The organism is Klebsiella sp. PK01, assembly GCF_057624675.1.
Map to the genome: position 1 here is coordinate 533,626 of NZ_JBYEZM010000001.1, position 26,178 is coordinate 559,803.

The 26,178-nt window shown below is 56.4% G+C and carries 26 protein-coding genes; 14 read left to right on the forward strand and 12 right to left on the reverse strand.

What is annotated here, in order from left to right:
* The first annotated feature begins 213 nt into the window (after nucleotides 1–213).
* From otnK to denD, 5 genes are all read left to right on the forward strand, one after another.
* A complete protein-coding gene (gene otnK, locus AC22LX_RS02570) occupies nucleotides 214–1,482 on the forward strand; it encodes a 3-oxo-tetronate kinase (protein WP_487333731.1) in 1,269 nt (422 codons plus the stop codon).
* A complete protein-coding gene (otnC, locus tag AC22LX_RS02575) occupies nucleotides 1,479–2,108 on the forward strand; it encodes a 3-oxo-tetronate 4-phosphate decarboxylase (protein WP_045394494.1) in 630 nt (209 codons plus the stop codon). The genes otnK and otnC overlap by 4 nt, the downstream gene beginning before the upstream one ends.
* Nucleotides 2,108–2,887 (forward strand): 2-oxo-tetronate isomerase, encoded by a 780-nt coding sequence (gene otnI, locus AC22LX_RS02580; protein ID WP_487333732.1) that lies wholly within the window; start codon nucleotides 2,108–2,110, stop codon nucleotides 2,885–2,887. Before otnC ends, otnI begins: the two co-directional genes overlap by 1 nt.
* Before the next feature lie 63 nt (nucleotides 2,888–2,950).
* The gene (locus AC22LX_RS02585) at nucleotides 2,951–4,267 is read left to right on the forward strand and encodes an MFS transporter (RefSeq protein WP_487333733.1); all 1,317 of its coding nucleotides are present in this window, start codon (nucleotides 2,951–2,953) and stop codon (nucleotides 4,265–4,267) included.
* A gap of 19 nt (nucleotides 4,268–4,286) precedes the next feature.
* Entirely contained in the window at nucleotides 4,287–5,270 is a 984-nt protein-coding gene (gene denD / locus AC22LX_RS02590; RefSeq protein ID WP_487333734.1) for a D-erythronate dehydrogenase, read from the forward strand.
* A 159-nt stretch (nucleotides 5,271–5,429) separates the two neighbouring features.
* Here the strand turns inward: denD and AC22LX_RS02595 are convergent, their stop codons facing one another.
* The 7 genes from AC22LX_RS02595 to sad all read right to left on the reverse strand — a co-directional run bounded on the left by AC22LX_RS02595 (nucleotide 5,430) and on the right by sad (nucleotide 12,559).
* On the reverse strand, nucleotides 5,430–5,870 hold the full coding sequence (locus tag AC22LX_RS02595; RefSeq protein WP_045394506.1) for a GNAT family N-acetyltransferase: 441 nt from the start codon (nucleotides 5,868–5,870) through the stop codon (nucleotides 5,430–5,432).
* Between the two features lie 216 nt (nucleotides 5,871–6,086).
* Complete coding sequence (locus AC22LX_RS02600; RefSeq protein ID WP_045394508.1) at nucleotides 6,087–7,538, reverse strand: tagaturonate reductase; 1,452 nt, start codon at nucleotides 7,536–7,538, stop codon at nucleotides 6,087–6,089.
* Between the two features lie 103 nt (nucleotides 7,539–7,641).
* Complete coding sequence (locus tag AC22LX_RS02605; RefSeq protein WP_045394511.1) at nucleotides 7,642–8,181, reverse strand: GNAT family N-acetyltransferase; 540 nt, start codon at nucleotides 8,179–8,181, stop codon at nucleotides 7,642–7,644.
* A gap of 81 nt (nucleotides 8,182–8,262) precedes the next feature.
* A complete protein-coding gene (locus AC22LX_RS02610; RefSeq protein ID WP_045394513.1) occupies nucleotides 8,263–9,684 on the reverse strand; it encodes a GGDEF domain-containing protein in 1,422 nt (473 codons plus the stop codon).
* A gap of 114 nt (nucleotides 9,685–9,798) precedes the next feature.
* A complete protein-coding gene (locus tag AC22LX_RS02615) occupies nucleotides 9,799–10,167 on the reverse strand; it encodes a DUF4186 domain-containing protein (RefSeq protein ID WP_047050917.1) in 369 nt (122 codons plus the stop codon).
* Complete coding sequence (glsB, locus tag AC22LX_RS02620) at nucleotides 10,167–11,093, reverse strand: glutaminase B (RefSeq protein WP_015366717.1); 927 nt, start codon at nucleotides 11,091–11,093, stop codon at nucleotides 10,167–10,169. The genes AC22LX_RS02615 and glsB overlap by 1 nt, the downstream gene beginning before the upstream one ends.
* Before the next feature lie 80 nt (nucleotides 11,094–11,173).
* Nucleotides 11,174–12,559: a succinate-semialdehyde dehydrogenase gene (gene sad / locus AC22LX_RS02625; RefSeq protein ID WP_213292578.1), complete on the reverse strand. Its 1,386-nt coding sequence runs from the start codon at nucleotides 12,557–12,559 to the stop codon at nucleotides 11,174–11,176.
* Between the two features lie 105 nt (nucleotides 12,560–12,664).
* Here sad and ptrR point away from each other — a divergent pair, with 105 nt between their 5' ends.
* Nucleotides 12,665–13,543, forward strand: a complete 879-nt coding sequence (gene ptrR / locus AC22LX_RS02630) for a putrescine utilization regulator PtrR (protein WP_015705323.1) — start codon at nucleotides 12,665–12,667, stop codon at nucleotides 13,541–13,543.
* A 9-nt stretch (nucleotides 13,544–13,552) separates the two neighbouring features.
* Here ptrR and AC22LX_RS02635 read toward each other — a convergent pair whose 3' ends face one another.
* Genes AC22LX_RS02635 through dtnK form a run of 3 tightly spaced genes read right to left on the reverse strand, consistent with a single transcriptional unit; the run spans nucleotide 13,553 to nucleotide 16,530 of the window.
* Nucleotides 13,553–14,314 (reverse strand): DeoR/GlpR family DNA-binding transcription regulator, encoded by a 762-nt coding sequence (locus tag AC22LX_RS02635; RefSeq protein WP_047050919.1) that lies wholly within the window; start codon nucleotides 14,312–14,314, stop codon nucleotides 13,553–13,555.
* A gap of 1 nt (nucleotide 14,315) precedes the next feature.
* On the reverse strand, nucleotides 14,316–15,302 hold the full coding sequence (locus AC22LX_RS02640) for a D-threonate 4-phosphate dehydrogenase (RefSeq protein WP_047067417.1): 987 nt from the start codon (nucleotides 15,300–15,302) through the stop codon (nucleotides 14,316–14,318).
* Nucleotides 15,295–16,530 (reverse strand): D-threonate kinase, encoded by a 1,236-nt coding sequence (dtnK, locus tag AC22LX_RS02645; RefSeq protein WP_063447039.1) that lies wholly within the window; start codon nucleotides 16,528–16,530, stop codon nucleotides 15,295–15,297. Before dtnK ends, AC22LX_RS02640 begins: the two co-directional genes overlap by 8 nt.
* A 175-nt stretch (nucleotides 16,531–16,705) precedes the next feature.
* Between dtnK and AC22LX_RS02650 the strand changes: the two genes are divergently transcribed.
* The 6 genes from AC22LX_RS02650 to AC22LX_RS02675 all read left to right on the forward strand — a co-directional run bounded on the left by AC22LX_RS02650 (nucleotide 16,706) and on the right by AC22LX_RS02675 (nucleotide 22,556).
* Nucleotides 16,706–17,872 carry an iron-containing alcohol dehydrogenase gene (locus AC22LX_RS02650; RefSeq protein ID WP_487333735.1) on the forward strand — a complete coding sequence of 389 codons (1,167 nt, stop codon included), beginning with the start codon at nucleotides 16,706–16,708 and terminating at the stop codon, nucleotides 17,870–17,872.
* On the forward strand, nucleotides 17,873–18,757 hold the full coding sequence (locus tag AC22LX_RS02655; RefSeq protein ID WP_487333736.1) for a dihydrodipicolinate synthase family protein: 885 nt from the start codon (nucleotides 17,873–17,875) through the stop codon (nucleotides 18,755–18,757). It abuts the gene before it with no gap.
* A gap of 73 nt (nucleotides 18,758–18,830) precedes the next feature.
* The gene (locus tag AC22LX_RS02660; RefSeq protein WP_047038689.1) at nucleotides 18,831–20,243 is read left to right on the forward strand and encodes a sodium:solute symporter family protein; all 1,413 of its coding nucleotides are present in this window, start codon (nucleotides 18,831–18,833) and stop codon (nucleotides 20,241–20,243) included.
* A gap of 2 nt (nucleotides 20,244–20,245) precedes the next feature.
* The gene (locus AC22LX_RS02665) at nucleotides 20,246–21,412 is read left to right on the forward strand and encodes a sialidase family protein (protein ID WP_487333737.1); all 1,167 of its coding nucleotides are present in this window, start codon (nucleotides 20,246–20,248) and stop codon (nucleotides 21,410–21,412) included.
* Nucleotides 21,409–21,882: a NanQ anomerase/TabA/YiaL family protein gene (locus AC22LX_RS02670; protein ID WP_047048120.1), complete on the forward strand. Its 474-nt coding sequence runs from the start codon at nucleotides 21,409–21,411 to the stop codon at nucleotides 21,880–21,882. Before AC22LX_RS02665 ends, AC22LX_RS02670 begins: the two co-directional genes overlap by 4 nt.
* Nucleotides 21,879–22,556 (forward strand): SDR family NAD(P)-dependent oxidoreductase, encoded by a 678-nt coding sequence (locus tag AC22LX_RS02675; RefSeq protein WP_049061195.1) that lies wholly within the window; start codon nucleotides 21,879–21,881, stop codon nucleotides 22,554–22,556. Before AC22LX_RS02670 ends, AC22LX_RS02675 begins: the two co-directional genes overlap by 4 nt.
* Nucleotides 22,557–22,559: 3 nt before the next feature.
* Here AC22LX_RS02675 and AC22LX_RS02680 read toward each other — a convergent pair whose 3' ends face one another.
* Complete coding sequence (locus AC22LX_RS02680; RefSeq protein WP_487333738.1) at nucleotides 22,560–23,357, reverse strand: PhzF family phenazine biosynthesis protein; 798 nt, start codon at nucleotides 23,355–23,357, stop codon at nucleotides 22,560–22,562.
* Between the two features lie 152 nt (nucleotides 23,358–23,509).
* Here AC22LX_RS02680 and AC22LX_RS02685 point away from each other — a divergent pair, with 152 nt between their 5' ends.
* Entirely contained in the window at nucleotides 23,510–24,754 is a 1,245-nt protein-coding gene (locus tag AC22LX_RS02685; protein WP_487333783.1) for a sugar transporter, read from the forward strand.
* Between the two features lie 53 nt (nucleotides 24,755–24,807).
* Here AC22LX_RS02685 and AC22LX_RS02690 read toward each other — a convergent pair whose 3' ends face one another.
* The gene (locus tag AC22LX_RS02690) at nucleotides 24,808–25,476 is read right to left on the reverse strand and encodes a MarC family NAAT transporter (protein WP_045394562.1); all 669 of its coding nucleotides are present in this window, start codon (nucleotides 25,474–25,476) and stop codon (nucleotides 24,808–24,810) included.
* A 262-nt stretch (nucleotides 25,477–25,738) separates the two neighbouring features.
* On the opposite strand from AC22LX_RS02690, the gene marR reads away from it, so the two are divergent.
* On the forward strand, nucleotides 25,739–26,173 hold the full coding sequence (marR, locus tag AC22LX_RS02695; RefSeq protein WP_045394564.1) for a multiple antibiotic resistance transcriptional regulator MarR: 435 nt from the start codon (nucleotides 25,739–25,741) through the stop codon (nucleotides 26,171–26,173).
* Nucleotides 26,174–26,178: the final 5 nt, after the last annotated feature.

Below are 26,178 nucleotides of genomic sequence, written 5' to 3' on the forward strand. Positions count from 1 at the left end.
CCTGATGGTGTCTCGTCATCTCATATTTTCACATTTTATCACATTCAGATGGGCTGTACATCGGATTGACAGCGCCACACCATGTGAAAAATAGATAATAAATGTTATTTAATGTGATCACCGTCGCTGTATTCATCATCTGAATCATTGATATTAACATTTAACAACAGATAGTACCGTAAATTAACACTCGCTGTATGAAGAGGACTGGATATGAGAGCAGGCATAATTGCCGATGATTTTACCGGCGCGACGGATATCGCCAGTTTTCTGGCCAATAACGGAATAGCGACCAGCCTGTTTAGCGGCGTCCCAGGAGAAGATTACCTGGGTGATGCTCGCGCATTAGTCGTGAGTCTGAAATCACGTTCTGTTCCTGCCAAAGAATCTGTGACACTGTCACTGAATGCGCTGCGCTGGTTGCAACAACAAGGGTGCGATCGTTTTTATTTTAAGTACTGCTCCACCTTCGATAGCACGATCGAGGGGAATATCGGTCCGGTCACCGATGCCTTAATGGATGCGCTGGGCGTCGCAACCACGGTGATCTCTCCGGCCTTGCCCATTAACGGTCGTACGGTGTATCAGGGACATTTATTCGTTGAAGACCGCCTGTTGCAGGAGTCCGGTATGCGCAATCATCCGGTCAATCCCATGGATGACAGCGATCTGCGACGTTTAATGGAACGTCAGTCACGCGGCACATGCGCCCTTATCAATGCTCAGATGCTGGAGTCCGGCGAGGCGGCCGTGCGCGACGGCATCCAAACCCTATCCGCCGCGGGCTATCGCTATATCGCACTGGACGCATTAAACGATAAACATCTGCAAATTCAGGGACAAGCGCTGCACGATATGAAGCTGGTTACCGGGGGATCCGGCTTAGCCGCCGGTCTCGCGCGCTGCTGGGCCAACGCCACGGCGCCTTCCCTTCCCTTTAGCGTCACCACGCCAGCGGCCAGCACGGTAGTATTATCCGGCTCCTGTTCTATGAGAACTCAGGCGCAGGTGGAAAAATACCGCCAACTGGCGCCATCGCTGGCCGTAGACGTGGCAGGTTTGCTGGATAAACGTTGGACGCTTGATGAGTACTGCGTCCAGATCGTTCAATGGCTGAAAAAGCAGTCCAACGCGGACATGGCGCCTATGATTTATGCCACCACTTCGGTCGCCGAACTGCACAACATCCAGCAACGCTATGGCGCCGAGCCAAGCCGGTTGATCGTTGAGGCGCTGTTTTCTCTGTTGGCAAAACAACTTGTGCAGCAAGGCGTGAGCCGGTTCATCGTCGCTGGTGGAGAAACCTCCGGCGCGGTAACGCAAGCGCTGGAGCTTCGCCATTTCGCTATTGGCGCCGCGGTCTCACCCGGCGTGCCGTGGATTAAGGCAGATTCCCGACCGCTTTTCCTACTGCTCAAATCGGGTAATTTTGGCGATGACAATTTCTTTGCTCGCGCGCAGTCCGCGGAGGTTTGCGCATGAACGAGTCATCCTTACGCCAACAGATGGTGGCTATCGCACGCTCTTTCTTTCAACGCGGCTACGCAACCGGTTCGGCGGGCAATCTTTCCGTCCAGCTTGCTGACGGCACGATTCTGGCCACCCCGACAGGCTCCTGTCTTGGCGAGCTTAACGCCGAAGAATTGTCGCACGTGACCCTGAGCGGTGAATTGCTCTCGGGGTTAAAACCCTCAAAAGAGGTGAGTTTTCATCTCGCGCTGTACCGCAACAATCCGCAGTGTCGCGCCGTCGTCCATCTGCATTGCCACTACCTGACGGCTTTATCCTGCCTGCAGGATCTGGACCCGGCTAATACCCTGCCGGCCTGCACGCCGTATGTGGTCATGCGGGTAGGTGAAATACCGCTTGTCCCCTATTTCCGCCCAGGCGACCCACAGATTGGCCAATGGCTCGGCGAACGTGCCGCGCAGCATAAGGCTTTTTTACTGGCTAATCATGGTCCGGTGGTGGTGGGTAAATCGCTACGCGATGCCGCCGACAATCTGGAAGAGATGGAAGCGTCCGCCCGCCTGTTCTTCACGTTGAAAAACAGCCCGGTGAACTATCTCGATCATCAACAAATGACTGTGCTTCGAGGAATGCAATAATGTTGAAACTTGCTGCCAATTTATCGATGTTATTCGGCGAAAATCCGCTTCTGGAGCGCTTCTCCCTGGCGGCCAGAGCCGGTTTTAACGCCGTGGAGATGTGGTTCCCCTATGAATATCCCGTAGCGACTGTCGCCCACGAATTAGAGAAACATCACCTCAAGCTTATCGGCATCAATACTCCGGCAGGCGATACCGCACGCGGCGAATGGGGATTATCGGCTTTACCCGGCCGTGAAGAGGAAGCCCGCAAAGCCATTGATTTAGCCATTCACTATGCTGCGGTTCTGCAGTGCCCGGCGATACACGTTATGGCGGGCGTCACCGAAGGGTTAGACCGGCAGCAATGTGCGAACACGTTTATTGACAACGTACGCTACGCGGCGGATCGAGCCAGACCGCATAACATCACCATTCTGCTTGAAGGTTTATCGCCCGCCACCCGTCCGGGATATTTATTTTCCAGCCAATATCAGGCGATGGAATATATTCGCCAGGCGGACCGCGATAATATTCGACTACAGCTTGATATTTTCCACGCCCAGCAGGTCGATGGCAATCTAACTTATTTATTGAAAAACTTTAAAGAGTATATCGGCCATATCCAGATCGCATCTGTACCGGCGCGCCAGGAACCAATTGACGGCGAAGTGGATTATCAATGGATTTTCGCCGTACTCGAGCAGGAAAAATATGAGGGTTACGTCGCCGCAGAATATAGTCCACGCGCCGGGACACAAGACGGACTGCGCTGGGCGCAACCTTGGTTAAATAACTAAAAACCACATAATATCAATGCCTCAGTGAGCGCCGATGCGCGCTCATTTTCTGGAGATAGAACTATGTCAAACCACTCTGCGTTGAGCCTGGAGGCGGTTGCGCCTGCCGTAAATGAAGAGTTAGTGTGGAAGAAAGTCGTCCGCCGCACGCTGCCCCTATTAATGATTTGCTATATTCTGGCCTATCTTGACCGAATCAACGTCAGTATTGCTAAATTACAAATGTCGAGCGACCTGGCCTTTTCTGATACCGTTTACGGTATCGGCGCGGGAATATTTTTTATCGGCTTTTTCTTTTTTGAAATTCCCAGCAATATGATCCTTCATCGCTTCGGCGCCAGACGTTTACTTGGCGGTTTACTTATTTCCTGGGCGCTCATCGCGCCGCTGACGGCATTCGTGCGCACGCCGCTGGAGTTTTATACCGTGCGCTTCTTTTTAGGCGTGGCGGAATCAGGCTTTTATCCCGGCGTAATTCTGTATCTTTCGTTCTGGTTCCCCAGCTATCGCCGCGGGCGGATGTTTGCCCTCTTTGCTACCGCCGTGCCGCTTTCGGGGATCATCGGCGCTCCGCTTTCTGGCTGGATTATGGGCCATTTTCATGAGTACGGCGGTCTCGCTGGCTGGAAGTGGTTGTACATTATTGAAGGCGCGCCATCACTGCTGATTGGCGTACTGGTGATATTTCTGCTTACCGACCGCATTGCTCAGGCGAAATGGCTTTCAGATGACGAAAAAGCGTTGCTCGAGGCGCGACTGCACAGCGATGGCAGCCATAAAACCGAGCAGCATGGTTCAATGCTGGCCGTACTGAAGAATCCGAAGGTCTGGTTACTGACTTTTATCTATTTCTGCCTGATTGCCGGGTTCTATACCGTTAGTTTCTGGATGCCAACGCTGATTCACAACGCCGGTGAAGGCGATGTGCTGAAAGTCGGATTGTTAACCGCTATTCCTTATGCCGCAGCGATAGTCACCATGATTGCCGCTTCGCGTAGCGCCGATAAACACAGAGAACGTCGCTGGCATCTCGCCGCCATCGCCGTCATGAGCGGCCTGGGCATGATTATTGCGGCGTTGTTCAGCCACGATTTGGTGATTGCGATGATCGGCTTAACAATTGGCGCAGCGGGCGGATTGAGCACCCTACCACTCTTCTGGAGCCTGCCGACCGCCTTCCTTGGCGGCGCTTCAGCGGCGGTCGGTATCGCGGTAATCAACTCCTTTGGCAATCTCGCCGGCTTTGTCGCGCCGTGGATCATGGGCCTGCTCACCGATATGACCCATTCGACGCTAACCGGCACCTTAATCATCTCCGCGACGCTGTTTATCGGCGCCGCTGCGATATTCCGCATTCCTGCTCGTATGGTTAACCATTAATAATATTGAGAACATCACCATGAATAATACATTAACGATTGCCGTCACCGGCGCCGCCGGATTTCTTGGCTCCCAACTGGTCAAGGCCCTGCTTCAACGTGGTTCGCTAAGCGGCCCGCAGGGCGAAACGCAAGAAATCGGTAGACTGATCGCTATCGACCGCGTGGCGTTACAGGGGATCGACGATAGCCGTTTACAAGTATTAACCGGCGACATCAGCGATAGCGAATGGTTACGTAGCGCGATTCCCGCTCAGGTCGATAGCGTCTTTCATTTAGCCGCCATCGTTTCAAGCCAGGCGGAACAAGACTTCGAGCTGGGGATGAAAATCAACGTTGATGCCTTCCGCCAACTGCTGGAGCACCTGCGTCAGCTGCCGCAGAGCGTCAAACTGGTGACCACCAGTTCGGTGGCGGTGTTCGGCGGCGACTTGCCGGAAAAAGTGAGCGATTCACAGGTATGGTTGCCGCAGAGTTCTTACGGTACGCAAAAAGCGATTTGCGATCTGTTACTGGCGGATTACAGCCGACGCGGTTGGCTTAATGGCAGAAGTCTGCGCATGCCCACCATCGTCGTGCGTCCGGGAAGGCCCAATCAGGCGGCATCGAGTTTTGCCAGCGGTATTATCCGCGAGCCTCTTAATGGAGAACCCGCCGTTTGCCCGGTCCCGGCGGATACTCGTTTATGGCTGTTGTCGCCACGTAACGCAATTAAAGCTTTAATTCACGGACATGAACTGGCAGAAGCACAGTTGACGGACGGTCGGGTGATTAATCTCTGCGGGCTGTCGGTCAGCGTCGAACAGATGATCGCGGCGTTACGCCAGGTTGCCGTCGGTGAGGTCGCGCAGCGCATCACCTTCACCCCCGATGCCGCCATTGAACGCATTGTCAATTCATGGCCCGGCGATTTCGACACGCGTTACGCTCAGCGTCTTGGGTTTAGCGCCAACCACAGCTTCAGCGAAATGATCGAAGAGTATATGGCGGATTACCTCAAATAGGTTCGGTACCAGCGGCGCCCGACGGCGCCGCTGCATGTTACCAGGGGAAGTCGTGAACCAGCGAAAGATCCCAGGCGGTGGCCAGTAACGACAGAAACATAATCAGATTAACGGTAGTTTCGATTCGTTTTTCCATGTTGCTTCTCCTGTGTCGCACAGCTAGAGCTTCATCAGATACCGAACATAATCGTCCGCAGGGGTGAATTCATCATACAGTCGGCGTGCAGGATTATCGTGACGGGTGTGCCAGTACAGCCGCGACCATCCCTGAATTTTACCTTCAGCCTGCAGGGTTTGAATCAGCGTTCTCGCGACTCCCCGTCCGCGGGCTTTTGGCGCAACAAACAGGTCTTCCAGATAACAAATTGGCGTCGTCACCCAGGTGCCTTCGTGCAGTACGCAGATAGCAAACCCCAGCACCTCGCCATCAACCACGGCCACCCGGCCGATTACCGGTGAATGCGGGTCCAGCAAACGCCGCCAGGTATGTTCGGTGACGCTGTCCGGCTGCGGGCTATTATAGAACTGCGTGTACCCCTCCCATAACGCTCGCCAGGCGCTGTAATCCCGGTCGGCAGGTTCACGAATGTCGATATTCATTGATGGGATCTCCGCACGCTAAACGTCATCGTTAAGTCATTATTTTGCTTTCTGAAAATGACTTCAAGCGCCGAGTGCACATTTCATCTTTTTCCTCCCTACTAAGCGATGCGGGTATGGCGTTACTGCAACGGTTTATTGCTAATAATAATCAGAATGTTGTAACTAATAATAAAAATTAACCCGGCAGCATGCCGGGTCATTGCAGTGGAGCGTTTAGCACAGCGGTTTTACGGCACTGCGCATGCCATCACGTAAAATAGCCTCGAGATCGGCCGTCACCAGCGCCGTCAGCCCCGGCACCTTCGTCAGATCCTGCTGCCAGTGCGTTTCTACCGACAACACCGACGTTACCAGGTCCCGCGTTGCAAGCTGGCCGTCGCGATGCTGCGCCCACAACGACTGGAAGCGTTCGATCCACTCCGCGTCGTCCTGAACCGGGTAGACTTCACCGTTACGTTCGCCGCGGTAGAAGGCGATCAGCGCCGCCAGCGCGAAAGTCAGGCGCGCAGGGAGCTTACCGCTCTGCTTCTGCCCTGCCAGCAATTGCGGCAGGATACGAGTGCGGAATTTAGTCATGCCATTAAGGGCGATAGATAACAGTTGGTGCTTGATATAGGGATTGCGGAAGCGTCCTGTTACCGCGCTGGCGAACGATTCCAGCTCATCGCGCGGCAGATCGAGAACCGGGATAATCTCCTGGTATATCGCTTTTTCGACAAATGCGCAGACTTCCGCGTCGTTCATCGCTTCACCAACGGTGTCCAGACCCGCCTGCCAGGCCACCGGCACCAGTGCGGTATGCGCACCGTTGAGAATCGCGACCTTTCGTTCTTTATACGGTTTGATATCGTCAACAATCAGCACGTTGAGCGGTAATTTATCGAGGCGCAGTTCGGCGGCCAGCGATTTCGGCCCCTGGATCACGAACAGGTAAAAGTGCTCGGCGGTATCAAGAAAGGCGTCGTTATAGCCAAGCTGCGTTTCAATCTGCTCCGCTTCATCGCGCGGATAGCCGGTCACGATGCGGTCCACCAGCGTCGAACAGAAGGTGTTCGCCTCCGCAAGCCAGGCGGCGAAAGCTGCCGGCAGCGCCCATTCACGTGCATAGCGCAGCACCAGTTCACGCAGCGCCTCGCCGTTATAATCAATGAGCTCACAAGGGATGATAACCCAGCCTTTATCAGCAGCGCCGGCAAAATGGCTGAAGCGCTCATATAGCAGCCGCGTCAGTTTCGCCGGATAACTTACCGCGGGCGCATCGTCGAAACGGTCGCCCGCATGGTAACTAATACCGGCCTCCGTGGTGTTGGAGAAGACAAAACGAATGTCCGGATTGTGCGCCAGGCGCAGAAATTCATCGTAATCGTGGTAGGCGCTAATTTCGCGGTTTACCGAACGAATAAGACGCGCATCGCTGACCGCCTCGCCCTTTTCATTCAATCCGCGAATAATCGTGGTGTAGAGGCCATCCTGAGTGCTCAGCGACGGCGGGAAATCGCTGGCGATGGGGCGGACGATGACCACGCCAGCATTCAGGTCAGTATGCTCGTTAAGCAGGTCAATCTGCCAGTCAACAAACGCGCGCAGGAAGTTACCTTCACCAAACTGGATGATACGTTCAGGGTACTGCGCGCCGGGGAAATCACGACGGTTTAAGGTTTTCACAATGGGTTCCCTCTTAGAGTAGTCATACAACCTGAGTAATTGGTCCAATAAGTTATCAGGTTTTATGGTTGGCGAAACCCCGTTTTGATCAAACCTCTTCGTATTAATCTGCTGTCGGGAGGATCTTATAGAACAGCGAGGTACCCGTCATTTCACCGTCAGGCATTAAGGCAAACTGCGGAATTTCCCCCGCTTTTTGCCAGCCGCACTGCTGATAGAAGCGTTCCGCTCCGCTGCCGGTCGCGGTATCCAGCACCAGCACCGTTTTCCCGTGCGCCAGTGCAATAGCCTCAAGCTCGCTCATCAGTAACCCGGCGATCCCCTGTCGGCGCGCATTTTGGTGAACCAAAAGCTTGGCGATATCGGCACGGTGCGGCTGGTTTTCCGGTTGGTCGATAATCAACTGGACGGTCCCCACTATCTGCCGTTGTTGGTTTTCTGCCGCCAGCACAATCCGCTCACCGGCGGCGACGCTTTGCGCCATCCGCTGCCAGAATCGCTCGCCGGTGTCCGGCGAAAACGGCTGCATAAAACTGACCGAAGCCCCGCCGTTAACGCAGCTGGCGAGGATTTCATTTAATTGCGGAAGATGTTCAAGAATGGATTCACGCGTCAGCGTGCGAAGTGAAATAGGTGTGGCCATGGGTTGCTCCCTGATAATGACCACATCACTATGTTTTTAACTAATATTTAACTCAAGCTAAAAGACCATTGGATTTTCTTATCACACGCCGTCAGGTAGCGCCTGCACGCAAACACGATTGCGCCCGGCCTGCTTGGCGTTGACTAACAGGTCATCCGCTTCCATTAGCAGCTGATTAAACAGCTCGGCGATCCGTCCTTCACCCACTTCACGGCACTGCAGGCCAAGACTCACCGTCAGGCGAATACGCTGCTGCCCCCAGGTGAAGGTTTCCGACTCGATTCCCTGGCGAATTTTTTCTGCCAGCAGATGGGATTGTTGAGCATTATCGAGCAGCGCCGCGACGGCAAACTCTTCCCCGCCGATACGCGCCACCATTCCCTCTTCGCCTGCCAGTTCACGTACGCGCTGGGCAAACTGGGCCAGCACGCAGTCACCGCATTCATGACCCCAGGTATCATTCACCCGTTTAAAACCGTCGATATCCAGCACCATCACCGAGAGCTGTTTATTCGCCTGCGGCGCCTGACGTTTCAGCGCCTCGCCCAAACCGGAGCGCGAGTAAACGCGGGTCTGAAAATCAAAGTCAGCGCGGAGCGCCAGCTGTTTGACCAGGTTATTGATAGCCTCGACGCTGGTCGCCACGATCACCGGACTAATCAGCATCGCCGCCATACCAAGACGGGTTGAAAACAGCTGCCACGGCTGAGGACGCGCATCCGGCGAAAGATGAATAAGTGAGTTCGCCACCAGCAGAATTTCCGTGATACCGGTCATAAATGTCAGCAGGCAGGTCAGCGGCAAGGGATAGCGAATCGCGCACCAGATCAAGGCCGGCAACGGGAAGGTCAGGCTTCCGGCGCCGCCTACCGCCACGCCGAGCGCTATCGATAACACCAGCGCGATAACCGGCAGCAGTTGGCTAAAGCGAAAACGGCCCAGTACCGAGGGCAGCGTCAGGGTCAGAATAAACGGCAAGATGAGTACCGCGGTCGAGAACTGCTCGCTAAACCAGTCCGCCAGTTGCGGAATGAACGTCGCCCGTTCAACATCAACCGAACCCAGCGCGCCTACCGCGGCGCACACCAGCGCCGCCAGCAGGCAATAACAAAACAGATTCAGAGCGTTAATTGGCCCCGGCATCGAATCGGCGCGCCGCTTATCCCACAGCACCAGTTGCGCCAGAATAACGATAAAGACGATATTGGAGAAGTTAATCAGCAGCGACGCAAAACCCATGCCCCAACGGGAAGTCAGGCCGTCATAAACCAGCATCGCGGCAAAACAAATAGCGTAAAAATAGCTGCGATTTAGCCAGACGTAGCGTGCGAAAATACCTGCCATGACGGCATTGAGCGGCCAAAAGAACGAAAGCTCCTGCACCAGACGCAGCATGGCGCCCATAAAGTGCAGCAGGATCGTCAGCGTGAATAACACCAGCGCATCGCGCACCGGTTGATCCTCGCGAAATAGCGTGAATGACCGAATCGACAGTGAAGACATTCAGTAATTATCCGTCTAATTGTTTCAGGCAATTATTATGTAAATAATTAGTTAGCGGATTATCATAGCATGAGAATATTTGTTAGGCATACTGCCATGCCTTCGCGTTACAGGTTAACGGCGGGTAATCGCATTCATTTCCATGACCAGCCAATGGTGAATCACCTGGACGACGTAACGCTGCTCCTCGCCGCTCAGTTCCCGTCCACGCGGGATCGCATGCCATTTTTCCAGACAGCCGCGGCAGCAGGTGGCCGTGGCGTGCTGAGCGATAAACACCGGGTGCCCGCGCATCGGCGTCTGCTTACCATCATTAGCGATCTGCGCCGGAGCCAGCCGTTTGGCGATAAAATCCGCCGCGTGGCTGTCGATAACCTCCGGCCCTTTATCATAACAATACTGCCGCTCTTTCGCCCCGAGGTGGAAGCGTGAACGGAACGTTGAACGCCCAAGCCGGGCGAACAGAGTCTCCATTGCAGACATCAGAACACCGATCTTCCTAAACGTTGGGTGAGTTTTTCCAGTAAAGCGATCCCCGCCAGCGAGTTACCGGCCTCATCAAGTTCCGGACTCCACACCGCAATCGCCATCTCCTGCGGCACAATCGCCACAATGCCGCCGCCGACGCCGGATTTTGCCGGCAGCCCGACGCGCCAGGCGAACTCGCCGGCGTTCTGGTACATACCGCTGGTCATCATCAGCGCGTTTACCTGCCGCGACTGTATCGGCGCGATGACCGGATCCGCCAGATGCGGGGCAATCCCCCGATCGGCGAGGAACAGGAAGGTCCGCGCCAGCTCGACGCAGCTCATCTCCAGCGAGCAGTAGTGGAAATAGTTTTGTAGCACCGTGGCGACATCGTTATGGAAATTGCCGAAAGATTTCATCAGCCAGGCGATGGCGGCGTTACGTGCAGAGTGTTCGAACTCGGATCGCGCGACCACCGAATCATAGGCAATATCGTCCACCCCGCTCAGCCGACGCACGATCTCCAGCATTCTCTGACGCGGCGCGCTCAGGCGGCTTTGCAGCATGTCGCAAACCACCAACGCTCCGGCGTTGATAAAGGGGTTACGCGGTTTGCCCTGCTCGATTTCCAGCTGCAGTAAGGAGTTAAAGGGCTGGCCGGAGGGATCTTTACCGACGCGTTGCCAGATTTCCTCTTCCTGATAATGGTTCATCGCCACCACCAGACTGAGCACCTTCGAGATAGATTGAATCGAGAAGCGTTCGTGGGCATCGCCGGCGCTATAGTGCTGGCCGTCAACCGTACAGATAGCGACGCCAAGTTTATTGCCGCTAACGCGCGCCAGAGCGGGGATGTAGTCCGCTACCTTGCCGCGCCCAATCAGCGGCCTGATTTCTGCCAGAACGGCATCCAGCATTGCATTATTAATAACCGTCGCCACACTCGGCTCCTTGCCCACCATCGAAATTCGGGTGGCGAGTATAGCAGAGCGCGACGACGGACGTCAGGCGCTAACGTCGATTAGCGACGGTCTTTCCATACGGTTTGAATATTGCAGAACTCATGCAAGCCAAAATGCGACAGTTCCCGACCAAAGCCGCTTTTCTTCACGCCGCCGAAAGCCACGCGGGCATCGCTGGCGCTATAGCCATTGATAAATACCCCGCCACACTCCAGACCACGAGAAAAACGTTCCGCTTCCGCGCTGCTTGACGTAAATACGGTTGCGGAAAGGCCAAACTCGCTATCGTTAGCCAGTTCAAGCGCATGCGCCGCGTCGCGGGCTTCGCTGATGGTAGCCACCGGTCCGAAAAGCTCCTGACGAAAACCGGTCATCTCGGGGGTAACGTTGGCCAGCACCGTTGGCGCGTAATAGTTACCGGCGCCGGCGATTTTCTCGCCGCCAAGCAGCAGCGTTGCCCCTTCTTTCAGCGTGGCTTCCACCTGTTGATGCAGTTCATCGCGCAGATCGAAACGCGCCATCGGACCGATATAATTTTGCTCGTCGCGCGGGTCGCCCATTTTCAACGCCGCCACCGCGGCCACGAATTTTTTGCTAAAAGCGTCGGCAATACCCGCTTCCACAATAAAGCGTTTCGACGCCGCGCAGACCTGTCCGCTATTCTGATAACGGCCGATGACGGCGGCTTTTACCGCTTCGTCCAGATCGGCATCGTTGAGCACGATAAAGGGATCGGAACCACCAAGCTCCAGCACACATTTTTTCAGCGCTGCGCCGGCCTGAGCGCCGATTGCCCGCCCGGCGCGTACGCTACCGGTCACCGTGACCGCCGCGATACGGTCGTCATTGATAATTTGCGAAACGCCCTCGTTCGTGGCGTTGATCCAGCCAAAAACGCCAGCCGGCAGTCCCGCTTCAGCAAACAGTTCGCCCAGCAGCTGCGCGCTGCCCATCACATTTGGCGCATGCTTCAGCAGATAGCTATTCCCTGCCAGCAGAATCGGTACCGCGCCGCGCAGAACCTGCCAGACCGGGAAGTTCCACGGCATCACCGCCAGAATCGGCCCCAGCGGACGATATTCAATCACCGCCTTATTATCTTCTACCTGGGTGGCTTCGGTCGCCAGCATCGCCGGGCCATGCTCGGCATACCAGTCGCAGAGATTGGCCGATTTACTCACTTCGCCGCGCGCCTGGGCGATAGGCTTACCCATTTCAAGGCTGATCATTTGCGCCAGCTCTTCGCCACGGGCGCGCATTGCGCTGCCGACTTTACGCAGCGCGGCGGCGCGGTCGGTGACCGCTACGTGGCGCCACTGGCGAAAAGCCTGTTGCGCCAGAGCGATGGCTGAATCCACTTGTTGTTCGGTTGACCACGGCAGAGACGACACGACTTCACCAGTGGTCGGGTTAACGGAAACCGCATGGGTGGCAGATAAATTCATGGTTATTCTCTCTGTAGGGATTGCGAAGTATGGATAGTGTGGCCTACCCTTCCTTTCATTGAAAATGAATAATATTAAGCAACGTATTCACAAAAGAAGAATAGTATGGACTTAACCCAGCTTGAGATGTTTAACGCCGTCGCCAGCACCGGCAGTATTACCCAGGCCGCGCAGAAGGTGCATCGTGTCCCGTCGAATCTGACCACCCGCATTCGCCAACTGGAGGCCGACCTCGGCGTCGAGCTATTTATTCGCGAGAATCAGCGGCTACGTCTGTCGCCGGCCGGGCACAGTTTTTTACGCTACAGCCAGCAAATCCTGGCGTTAGTCGATGAAGCGCGGATGGTGGTCGCTGGCGATGAGCCGCAAGGGCTGTTTTCCCTCGGATCATTGGAAAGCACCGCTGCCGTGCGCATCCCAACCACGTTAGCCCTTTTCAACCAGCGCTACCCGAAGATCCACCTGGCATTATCCACCGGCCCGTCCGGCACCATGATTGACGGCGTGCTGGAAGGCGCGCTGAGCGCGGCGTTCGTTGACGGTCCGCTGGTTCACCCCGGTCTGGAGGGGCTGCCGGTGTTCCCGGAAGAGATGATGATCGTCGCCCCCTATGGCCATGCGCCGGTGACGCGCGCCAGCGAGGTTAACGGCGCGAACGTTTACGCATTTCGCGCCAACTGCTCTTACCGCCGCCATTTTGAGAGCTGGTTTCACGCCGACCGCGCGACGCCCGGAAGGATCCATGAGATGGAGTCCTACCACGGTATGTTAGCCTGCGTGATTGCCGGCGCCGGGCTGGCGCTGATCCCGCGCAGTATGCTGGAGAGTATGCCCGGCCATCAGCAGGTTTCCGCCTGGCCGCTCGCCGAAGAGTGGCGCTGGCTGACGACCTGGCTTGTATGGCGGCGCGGCGCGAAGACGCGCCAGCTGGAGGCATTTATTGAATTGCTGAACGAGGATCGTCAGGCGGCAAGCGCGACATGATGGCGGACGTTAATCGGCGATAATCAGCCGCGGCGATAGCTCCAGGAGCGCCTCGCGGGTTTCCGTCGGCAAATGCGCGTCGGTGATAATGTCCGTGAGCGAGTCGAGGTGCGCGATATTGAACAGTGACCAGGCGCCGTATTTCGAACTGTCGGCCAGCAGGATCCGCCGCCGGGCGTTGGCAATCAGATCGCGTTTCAGCGCCGCCTTCTCTTCCGTCGGCGCGGTAATGCCCTTTTGCAAATCCCAACCGTTACAGCTGACGAACGCCAGATCCGGCCACACATTCTGCAGCAGGCGTCGCCCATGTTCGCCAATACACGACTGGCTGCTGTCATCGATGCGCCCGCCGATAATCGTCACTTCAATCTGTTTGAATTCAGCCAGAAACAGTGCGATATGCAGATCGCTGGTGATGACCCGCAGCGGCAGATGCGTAATCTGTCGCGCCAGTTCAATCATAGTGGTACCGGCGTCCAGCACAATGGCATCGCCGGCCTTGATAAGCGACGCCGCCGCTTTCGCGATGGCGTACTTCTCCTGCGGACTACGCTGCGCTTTTTCCAGCGTCGTCGGCTGTGTGGGAATAAATCGGTTGAGCGTCACGCCGCCGTGGGTACGGCTAATTACCCCTTCCTGATCGAGTTTAATCAGATCGCGACGAATGGTCGCCGGCGAGGCGTTGGTTACCGCAACCAGTTGGTCGACCGTTACCAGATTATGGCTTTTCAGGAAGTCCATAATCTGCTCTAACCGATTATATCCCTTCATGTTATTCCTGTGCGATTTGCATGGCGAGCTCAATGGAGGTTGCCATGCTCTCAGACTTCGCTTTACCTGTCCAGGCAATATCAAAAGCGGTGCCGTGGTCCGCGGAGGTGCGGATAAACGGCAGCCCGGCGGTGATATTCACCCCATCATAGAACCCGAGCAGCTTGAGCGGAATATGCCCCTGATCGTGATACATCGCCACCACCATATCGTACATGCCTTCATGGCACTGCATAAAAACGGTGTCTGGCGGGCACGGTCCGAAGACATGAACGCCCTGTGCCTTCATCGCCGCGACGGCCGGGGCGACGATACGAATTTCCTCATCGCCAAACAGACCGTTTTCACCGGCATGGGGATTCACCCCAGCGACCGCGATACGCGGCTGCTGGTAACCCACGCGGCGTAAAAAATCATCGGCGACGCGGATAACCGTCTCTACCCGCGACTGGCTTAGGGTATCGAGGAAGCGTCGCAGCGCGATATGGGTGGTGACGTGGATCACCTTAAGCTTATCGGTGTACAGCACCATGGCATAATCTTTAGTCTGGGTCAGGTGGGCCAGCAGTTCGGTGTGTCCCGGGAAATGGTGCCCGGCCAAATGTAGCGCTTCCTTATTTAACGGCGCGGTGGCGATAGCTTTAACTTCGCCCGCCAGCGCCAGCGCGGTGGCGCGCTTGATGCAGCGATACGCCAAATCCCCGGCCTGGGCCTGAACTTCACCGGGCCGCAGGGCCTGAGGGTCGCTTAACGGTTCATCAATCACGTTAATCGTCGCGGGTGAAAACTGCGCTTCTCTCGGGTGCTCAATAATCCGCAACTCCGCGCGCGGGGTAATGTTCAGCGCCAGGATTCGCCGCAGCGTCTGCGCGCAGCCCACCACCACCACCGGCGCGCCGCTCAGTTCGCCTTCGCTCAGCGATTTAATAATAATTTCCGGACCAATGCCCGCCGGGTCGCCCATCGTTACCGCAATCATGTTAGACACTCAGTTTCTCCTCAATAAAATTCACGACATCCCGCAGCGTGGTCTCCGTACCGAATCCCCCTGCTTTGGTCATCACCGGACGCGGCCAGCGACTTCCGAGAAAATGGCCGTACGGCACGCATTGCGCCACCCGGCCGGTTATATGAAACCCCTGCGCGCCGAGCGCCTGAGCGACGGCGATCGCGACATCGCCACCGGACAGATAGAGCGCCCCGGGCGCATGGAACTCAACGGCGAGTTGAGTGACCTGCGCGAGATAAGCGCAGATCCGTTCTCCCAGCGCAGCGCGGCTCAAGCCGCGTTCACGGCACAGCGCCTCAATGCCGTGCCGGACAGCGCTGTCCGCGCAGGTGGTGACCACGCAATGATGATTTGCCGCCAGCGCCGCGGCGATTCGCCGGGCATCGGCCAGGGCGTCGCCGTTAAAGGCGCGGGCGGCATCAATCCCGATCCGCGCGACTCGCGGATGGCCGGCCAAAGCGGCGACCTGAGCCTGCGCTATTTCACTCATGGAGCCGACCACCGCCAGCAACGGCCCGGTCGTGGCCCGGCGCAGGTAGCGCGCCAGCGCCTCGCAGATCCCCGCAGATCCCACCAGCAGCGTTTGCCGCGCGCGGCTGGCTACCGCGGCGATTACCTTATCCAGCTGCGCGTCTTCTTCAGCATCAATAATCAACACACGCGGTTGGTCGCTCTCTTCCGCGAGGGCGGCTGCCAGTTGCTGCGCATCCAGCGAACGGCACGGCAGGCGGCTCTGCATGGCGAGCAATTGCCCAATATCGGCGCTACTGACCGGCGTTTTGGGATCGCTGGCGAATTCGGTTTTATCGAGCGCCACGCCGTGGACATAACATCGTCCGCCGCGGGTTATGCGCCCTGCCGCCGGAAAGGCCGGCGCGACAACCGCGACAGAGCAGCCCCGCGCACGCATCATTGCCTCCAGTTCCGCGCCGGGGTTGCCGCGCAGGGTGGAGTCGATTTTCTTCACCTGCCAGACGGCGGCGAAATTTTCCGCATCACGGAGTATCGCGTTTACTTTCTCTGCTGCCTGCGCCCCGGAAAGCGCCCGACTATCGCTATTGAGAACCAACGCCCGGGTGGTCGGCTGATAACCGGCGTTAAACGCCACCTCAACCGCTAAACCCGCTTCCGCCAGACTGACACCGGCATCATTGGCCCCGGTAAAGTCATCTGCCAGCACCAGAACAGGATTATCGCCGCAGCTCATTCTCTTTCCTTCATCGCTTATCTGAATCGCTAATGATTATATTCAATCATATTTGATTAAATGTGAGCAAGCTCAAGTTATTAAACCTCCGTATAAATTATAACTTTTGCTCATCGAAATGAGTGAACACCAAGTGGATTGATTGAATTTAATCATTACAAAAAAGGAGTAAGACGTGGCGACGATTAACAGCACGATTATCAGCGGCGCGGGCGCCATCTCAGCCCTGAAGCCAGTGCTGGCAGGTAAAAAAAGCATTTTGCTGGTCACCGATGCGAACGTCGGTAAGCTCGAAGCGACCAAACGGATCCAACATCTGCTGGGCGAGAATACCGTTGATGTGAGGATCGTGGATTCCGTCCCGGCAGAGCCCAGCCAACATGATGTGGCGCAGATTGTTGCCCAACTCGCGGGAGCGCAGCCGGAGATGGTCGTCGGTATCGGCGGCGGCAGCGTTCTCGACGTGGCTAAGCTGCTCTCGGTACTACTTCATCCCGCATCCCCTTCGCTGAACGCGCTGATCGACGGCGAGAAACCGCGCCTGCGTCTGGCATCGCTGCTGATACCCGCCACCGCCGGCACCGGCTCGGAAGCGACGCCAAACGCTATCCTGGCTATTCCCGAACGTAATACCAAAGTGGGGATTATCTCCCCGGTGCTGCTGCCGGATTTCGTGGCCCTGTTGCCGGAACTGACCACCAGCATGCCTGCGGCCATTGCCGCCTCCACCGGCATCGATGCGCTGTGTCATCTTCTGGAGTGCTTTACTTCAACCGTCGCGAACCCGGTAAGCGATAACGCCGCCTTAATCGGCCTGTATAAGCTGGTACGGAATATTGAGCGTTCCGTGACCGACCCGCAGGATCTCACGGCGAAACTGGAGATGTTGTGGGCCTCGTACTATGGCGGCGTGGCTATCAATCATGCCGGCACGCATCTGGTGCACGCGCTCTCCTACCCGCTTGGCGGCACCTGGCATCTGCCGCACGGCGTCGCGAACGCCATTCTGCTGGCCCCCTGTATGCAGGTCGTGCGCCCGTACGCGGTGGATAAATTCGCTCAGGTCTGGGATCTGATCCCGGACGCCGATCTGACCTTGAATAACGAAGAGAAATCTCATGCGCTGGTCCGCTGGCTGGCACAGCTGGTGAAACGGCTGGCGCTGCCGGACAACCTCGCCGCGCTGGGCGTACCACCAGAGAGTATTGAAACGCTAAGCGCCGCGGCGCTGGAAGTAAAACGATTAATGAACAATGCCCCATGCAGCGTAAGCCAGGCTCAAGTCCAGGCGATTTACCAGACGCTGTTTCCACAGTCATGTCATCAGGGAGAAGAGAGATAAATGCATCATTCCATTCGCGGCGTGTTAACCGCCATTGTTACCCCCTTTACCGCTAGTGGTGAACTGAACCTGACGGCGCTACGCCAGCAGGTAGAGCGACAGCTGGCCGCCGGTAACGGCATTTTTTGCGGCGGAACCAACGGCGAGTTTTTCGTCCTTAATGAGGCGGAAAAAATTGCGGTTGCCGAAACCTGCGTCGAGGCGGTTGCCGGACGCGCGCCGGTAGTGGCCCATATTGGCGAAGTGTCGACGCGGGAAACCATTCGTCTTGGCCAGCAGATAGCAAGATCATGCGTCGACGCGGTGTCCGTCATCACCCCGTGGTTCGTGCCGCTTAAACAAGATGAGCTGGTAAGCCACTACACGGCGATCGCCGATGCGCTCAGCGTACCGGTATTTCTCTATAACATCCCGGCGCGTACCGGGAACACCATTGAACCGCAAACCGCTCGTCGGCTGGCTGCGCATGGCAACATTATTGGCATAAAAGATAGCGCAGGTAGCTATGACAGCCTGAAGGGCTTTCTTGATGCGGTGCGCGACATCGACGGTTTTAATGTCCTGAACGGGCCGGATTCGCTGATTCATCAGGGTTTCGTGGATGGTTGTTCAGCGTGCATTTCCGGGCTGGCTAACGTGGCGCCACGGGAGATTAACGCGATTTGGTCAACCTTCCAGGCTGGCGATATTGCGGCCTCAAGGCTGGCGCAGGAAAACGTCACCGGCCTGCGTACCGATCTCTATAAAGTCGCCTTTTCCCCTGCCGCGGTGAAAAAAGCCTTGCAGCTGATGGGCCATGAAGTCGGCGATAGCCGCTACGCGGTGCAGTTTAGCGCATCTCAACTGCAGCAAATACGCGGGATCATCGCGCAGTATCTTAATTAAGCGCTGCGCTTCTTCAACAAAATAGACCGGGTACCTGTGTACCCAGGATTCGTACGCCCAAAGAGAGGCTAAGATGAATCATTTTACTACTGAAGATACCTTTATTATTGTCGGCATTGTCATCGCCTATATCTTATTTACCACCTGGCTGACGTTCCGTATCAGAAGTAAAAATTCCGGGGATTTTATGGAGGGCTCGCGCGCGATGCCGGCCTTTATCGTCGGTATCCTGCTGATGTCGGAATATATCGGCGCCAAGTCGACTATCGGTACCGCACAGGCCGCATTTGAGAGCGGGATTGCCGCCTCCTGGTCGGTGTTGGGCGCCGCCATTGGCTTTCCGTTGTTTGGCCTGATACTGGTTAAGCGGATTTATAATACCGGCAAAATTACTATTTCCGGGGCGATTGCCGAGCGATACGGCACCAGCACCAAGAATATTATTTCCATCATTATGATTTACGCCCTGTTGCTGGTGAACGTCGGTAACTACGTCAGCGGCGCGGCGGCAATTTCCACGGTATTAAAAATCAATTTACCCCTCGCGGCGTTTATTACCGCCATTGTTAGTACTTTCTATTTTGCCTTCGGCGGTATGAAAGGCGTAGCCTGGGTCACCATGCTGCACAGCGCATTAAAATATGCCGGTCTACTCATTATTATGGGCTTCGCGCTGGCAAAAACCGGCGGTTTCACGCCGATGATTGAGAAGATGCCGGATTACTACTGGACCTGGGATGGTAATTTTGGCGCCGGCACCATCTGCGCCTGGCTTATCGGCACTATCGGCTCCATCTTCTGTACCCAGTTTGTCATTCAGGCGATCAGTTCGACCAAAAACGTAAAATCGGCGAAACGCTCTACCTGGATTGCCTTTTTCTTCTGCCTGCCTATCGCCTTCGCGATCGCCATTATCGGCGTGGCGGCGAAGTTTCTGCACCCGGAAATCAACAGCCTGTACGCTCTGCCGGTGTTCCTGCAGGATATGAACCCGTGGCTTGCCGGATTAGTGACAACGTCACTTGTGGCTTCTATTTTCGTTAGCGTCAGCACCGTTGCCCTGGCGATTGCCTCTCTGGTGGTAAAAGATTTTTACGTGCCGTGGCGCAATCCAACGCCGGAGCAGGAGTTTAAGGCCACCCGCTGGGCCTCGCTGATCATCGGTTTTCTGCCGCTTATTTTTGTGCTGCTGGTACCGGAAGTGCTGAAGCTCTCCTTCTTTACCCGCGCCATCAGGCTCTCTATCACCGTGGTCGCGGTCATCGCCTTCTATGCGCCGTTCTTTAAGAGCGCCCGCGGCGCGAACGCTGGCCTCATCGGCGCCTGCGTGGTGACTTCGGCGTGGTATTTGCTCGGCGATCCGTTCGGCATCAATAACATGTACATCGCGCTGATCACCCCGGCCCTGATTATGGTGATCGACCGCCTAATCCCCAATAAAGCGCAACAATCATCCCCGGCCCCCATTGAACAACGTGGAGTGTAAAAATGACCACCACCCCAACTTTTGACGGCGTGATTCGCCAACACCAGCAGGATCCTAAGCTCGCCTCGGCAATGCTGCCCTCCGGCTGCCCGCAAAACCATGCCGCCAATCTTCTGCCGCTGCCCGATGGCACGCTGATGTGCGTGTGGTTCGGCGGTTCGCAGGAAGGGAAAGCGGATATTTCAGTCTGGGGATCGCGTTTAGCGCCGGGCGCCACAACGTGGAGCGACGCGATAAAGTTATCCGACGACCCGGAACGTTCAGAACAAAATCCGGTGCTGTTCCAGGCTCCTGATGGCGTGCTATGGCTGTTATGGACCGCGCAGCACGCCGGCAATCAGGACACCGCTATTGTGCGTTATCGCCAGTCGCACGATGGAGGAAAGCACTGGGGAGCGATTGCCACCCTACTCGATGAACCCGGCACCTTTATCCGGCAACCCATAACCGTAATGCCCAACGGCAACTGGTTGCTGCCGGTTTTCTATTGTCGTACCCGTCCAGGGGAAAAATGGGTCGGTAACGACGATATCAGCGCGGTAAAAATCTCAGCCGATGGCGGCAAAAGCTGGCGCGACGTGGCGGTACCGCAAAGCCTCGGCTGCGTGCATATGAATATCATCCCGCTGGCCGATGGCTCGCTGGCCGCCTTCTTCCGCAGCCGCTGGGCCGATCATATCTGGTACAGCCAGTCGACAGATTATGGCGAAAGCTGGTCAGCGCCGATCCCCACCACGCTGCCAAACAATAACTCGTCCATTCAGGCGACCACGTTGAGCAACGGCGATCTGGCGCTGGTCTTCAATGACATGAGCGCAGCAGGCGCCAGCGAGCGTCGGGCATCGCTATACGATGAGATAGATGACGACGACGGCCGGAAAGAGCCTGAATGCACCGGGAAAACCGCCTTCTGGGGCGCGCCGCGCGCGCCAATGACCGTGGCTATCTCCGCCGATGGCGGCAAAAGCTGGCCGTGGATGCGCAACCTTGATGAGGGCGACGGCTACTGTATGACCAACAATTCAGAGCAAAAACTAAACCGTGAATTCTCCTATCCCAGTATTAAACAGGGTGAAGACGGTAATTTACACATTGCCTATACCTGGTACCGGCAGGCCATTAAGTATGTCCGCGTCTCGCCGCAATGGGTTAAAGGAGAAGGCGCATGATCATCGGTAATCTGAATGCCCTGCCTCAGGCGGGGTTACCGCTGGCGTTGCGGCAGATCCTCAGCCGTACTGAATGTTCTCTTGCCGCCCTGACAGCCCGCGAAGATGGCCGCTTCCAACCTGCAGATGGCGGATGGTACTGCACCATCGGCATCGCGCAAACCCAGGCGGCAGAACAGCGACATACCGAATATCACCACCAATGGGCCGATATTCAGGTCATTTTAGCCGGCGAGGAGACGCTGCATGCCGGTATGGTGTACACAGGCCAACCTGATGATGAAGAACGCAAGCCGGATCTCTTTATCAGCAAGCAGACGCCGCAAAGCGTCACGCTGCATCTGTGCGCCGGGGACTTCGCGGTCTTTCTCCCCGGCGAACCGCACCAGGCACTGTGCGCCGTTACGTCACCCGCCCCGGTGAGGAAAGCGGTGTTTAAAGTGCCGCGCAGCATGCTGGAGGCGCCATGAAGCAGGCACTGGTCACGGGCGCTAGTTCGGGGATCGGCGCGGCAATTGTGGGGCAACTGCTGGCGGATGGCTGGCAGGTGCTCGGGCTAAGCCGCTCCGCACCGCCGTTCACCCATGAAGGCTTCAGGCACCTGGCGGTCGATGTGAGCGACCGCCGCGTGCTGGTTGATGCTCTGTCGTCGCTTGCGCCGCCACAGGCGATTATCCATGCCGCCGGTGCGATGGCGGCGGCGCCGCTAGGAGAACTTGACGCACAGCGCGGTGAGAGGTTGTGGCGTCTGCATGTGGATGCGGCGCAGACCTTAGCCAACCGCTTTGCGCCCGTTATGGGCCGCGGCGGTAGGATTATCCTTTTGGGTAGCCGGACCTCGCGCGGAGCGGCAGGCCGTTCTCAGTATACGGCAACCAAAGCGGCGCTGGTGGCACTGGCAAGAAGCTGGGCGGCGGAACTTGCCGCTGCGGGCATTACCGTTAACGTTATCGCCCCCGGCGCCACCGATACGCCAATGCTGCGCCAGCCAGGGCGCGAGAGTTCGCCGCCGAAGGCGCCGCCGTTCGGTAGATTGATTAAGCCACAGGAGGTGGCGTCGCTGGTGAGCTGGCTACTTAGCGAAGGAGCCGCGGCCATGACCGGACAAGAGCTGGTGATGTGTGGCGGCGCCTCGCTTGGTTAGGAATTAACCTTCGCGCAAATAGACCGTGCCGCGCAGATAGGTGGTCGCCTGGCCGCTAATCAGTACGCGGTCATCGAGCCATTGGCAGCGCAGCTCGCCGCTGCGCGCCGACACCTGGCGCGCCAGCAGGTCGTTTTTATTGAGCTTCGCTCCCCAGTAGGGGATCAGCATACTGTGGGTTGACCCGGTTACCGGATCTTCCGGTACCGATTCACCGGGGCAGAAAAAGCGGCTGACAAAATCGTACTCTTCGTCGGCCGCGCTAATGCAAATCATCTTATCCAGCGTCTCCAGCAGCGCCATATTCGGGCGCACCGCTTCAACCTGCGCCCGGTCGCGCAGAACCACCAGATAATCACGCCCTTCCCGCACCTCCAGCGCGTCATCGATGCCCAACCCGGCGAACAGCGCCGGCGGTACGTCATGCACCGGCGTGGTTTGCCAGGCGGGGAAATCCAGCGTCAGCCAGTCGCCGCTGCGCGTTACCCGTAGTTCACCGACAAAACGGGTGCTGAATACGATAGTTGCCGAGGGGTGGTCGAGATATTCAAAAATCACGTGCGATGCCGCGAGCGTGGCGTGGCCGCAGAGGTTAATCTCATCAAGCGTCGTGAACCAGCGCAGCTCATAGCCAGCGTCGGTGCGGACAAAAAACGCCGTTTCGGATTGATTATGCTGCTGCGCCATTTTTAAGAGCGTTTCATCAGGCAGCCATTCGCTGAGCGGGCATACTGCCGCCGCGTTGCCGCCAAAATTGCGATCGCTGAAGGCATCGACCAGGTAAAAACTGATTTCTTTCATCGTGCTCCCCTTTTTTATCGGCTATCAACATGACACATAAACCATTCCCGCACACTATTAGCCGAAAAATTAAGTTGTTAGCTGCCACAGGCGTCAGAAAAAAATGAGATACAGATCACAAAGTGATTGTATTTTCAGCAGCATTCGTTTTAATATCGCCTCCTCTTCTTCTCATTACTACCAGCCCGGAATTTATGCTTACAAATACGGTCTCACGCAAAGTCGCGTGGCTGCGGGTCGTCACGCTGGCAATTGCCGCCTTTATCTTTAATACCACTGAATTTGCTCCGGTCGGCCTGCTGTCTGATATTGCCGACAGCTTCGGTATGGAAACGGCCCAGGTCGGGATCATGTTGACCATTTATGCCTGGGTAGTGGCATTGATGTCGCTGCCGTTCATGCTGCTGACCAGCAAGATGGAGCGCCGTCGCCTGCTCATTGGCCTGTTCGTGTTATTTATCGCCAGCCACGTATTGTCATTTTTCGCGTGGAACTTCACGGTGCTGGTGGTGAGCCGCATTGGCATCGCCTTCGCCCACGCGGTGTTCTGGTCGATCACCTCCGCGCTGGCTATCCGTATGGCCCCTCCCGGCAAGCGCGCCCAGGCGCTTAGCCTTATCGCCACCGGTACCGCGCTGGCCATGGTGTTCGGCATTCCTATTGGCCGTATCGTCGGACAATATTTCGGCTGGCGTACAACCTTCCTGGCTATTGGTCTTGGCGCTTTAGCGACGCTGGTCTGCCTGGCAAAACTATTGCCGGCGCTGCCAAGCGAACATTCCGGTTCGCTCAAGAGCCTGCCGGTGCTGTTCCGCCGTCCGGCGCTGCTCGGTATTTATCTGCTGACGGTTATCGTGGTGACCGCCCACTACACGGCATACAGCTATATTGAACCCTTCGTGCAGAACGTCGCAGGGTTGAGCGCTAATTTCGCCACTCTGCTGCTGTTGGTGCTCGGCGGCGCGGGTATTATTGGTAGTATTGTCTTCGGCAAGCTGGGAAACCAACATGCTTCCGGGCTGATTACCACCGCTATCGGCCTGCTTCTGGTATGCCTGCTGTTGCTGCTACCTGCCTCAAGGAACGCCAACCAGCTCATGCTGCTCAGCGTGTTCTGGGGGATCGCGATTATGGTCATCGGCCTCGGCATGCAGGTGAAAGTGCTGGCGCTGGCTTCGGATGCTACCGATGTGGCGATGTCGCTGTTTTCGGGAATTTTCAATATTGGTATTGGCGCCGGCGCGCTGGTCGGCAGCCAGGTGAGTACGCAACTGTCGATGTCGGCGATAGGCTACGTTGGCGCCGTACCGGCGCTGGTGGCGCTGGTCTGGGCTGTGATGATTTTTCGCCGCTGGCCTTCGCCGGGCGATGAGCAGCAGCCGCACCACTCCCATTAGCCTTCACGAAGCCCGGCCGCTTACTGCCGGGCGCGTGAATCGTATTGCTGCCCTCAGGCGTGATAGTTGGTGATAATTTCCAGCACGCCGTTAATAATGAACTGCACGCCCATGCAGACCAGCAGGAAACCCATCAGGCGGGAAATCGCCTCGATACCGCCTTTCCCCACCAGCCGCATGATCGCCCCTGAGCTACGCAGGCAGCCCCACAGAATGATCCCCACCAGCGCAAAAATAATCGGCGGCGCGGCCAGCACGACCCATTCCGGGAAATCGACGCCGTGTTTTACCGTCGAGGCGGAGCTAATAATCATCGCGATGGTGCCCGGCCCGGCGGTGCTGGGCATCGCCAACGGCACGAAGGCGATATTCGCCGTGGGTTCATCCTGCAGCTCTTCCGATTTGATTTTCGCTTCCATCGAATCATGAGCTTTCTGCTGCGGAAACAGCATCCGAAAACCGATAAAAGCCACGATCAGGCCGCCGGCGATGCGCAGGCCGGGAATGGAAATGCCAAAGGTATTCATGACCACCTGGCCGGCATACCACGCCACCATCAGGATCGCAAAGACATACACCGATGCCATCAGCGATTGCCGGTTACGCTCGGCGTTGTTCATATTGCCCGCCAGGCCGAGGAACAGCGCCACGGTGGTGAGCGGGTTCGCCAGCGGTAAAATCACCGCCAGACCGAGCCCTATTGCTTTAAAGAGTTCCAGCATAGTGAGTCAACATCCCGTTAAGTATCATTTTTTCAGTACAGTTTCACCCCGTGAGTATATCGACAGCAGCGACTCAGATGCCACATCCACGAAAAAAATCACGTCGATAAAAAATAACAAGCGTTAGTAAAATGAGAAAAAGTGACAACCGTCAAATTATCAATCTTTAGCAAATCGTGGCATCGGCGAATTCATAATGTTGACTTATGATTGCCGCGGCAATAATATCCATCGCAACTAAATAATTGCCTGGGCAACTATCATGGAAAACACTAACAATCTGTTCAACGAGATGATCCCTCTTGGCCGATTGATCCAGATGGTTAACCAGAAAAAAGATCGACTGCTCAACGACTATCTTTCACCCATGGATATCACCGCCACCCAGTTCCGGGTGCTCTGCTCCATTCGCTGTGAAGTATGTACAACACCCGTTGAGCTGAAGACCGTCCTGTCGGTCGATCCAGGCGCAATGACGCGCATGCTCGACAGACTCGTCTGCAAAGGCTGGATAGAACGGTTGCCCAACCCAAATGATAAGCGCGGCGTTCTGGTGCAGCTGACACCAGAAGGCGCAGCCCTTTGTGAGCACTGTCATCAGGTTGTGGGTCAAAAATTGCACCAGGAACTAACAAAAAATCTAACGGCAGACGAAGTGGTCATGCTTGAGCAACTGCTCAAGAAAGTCCTGCCGTAATAAGA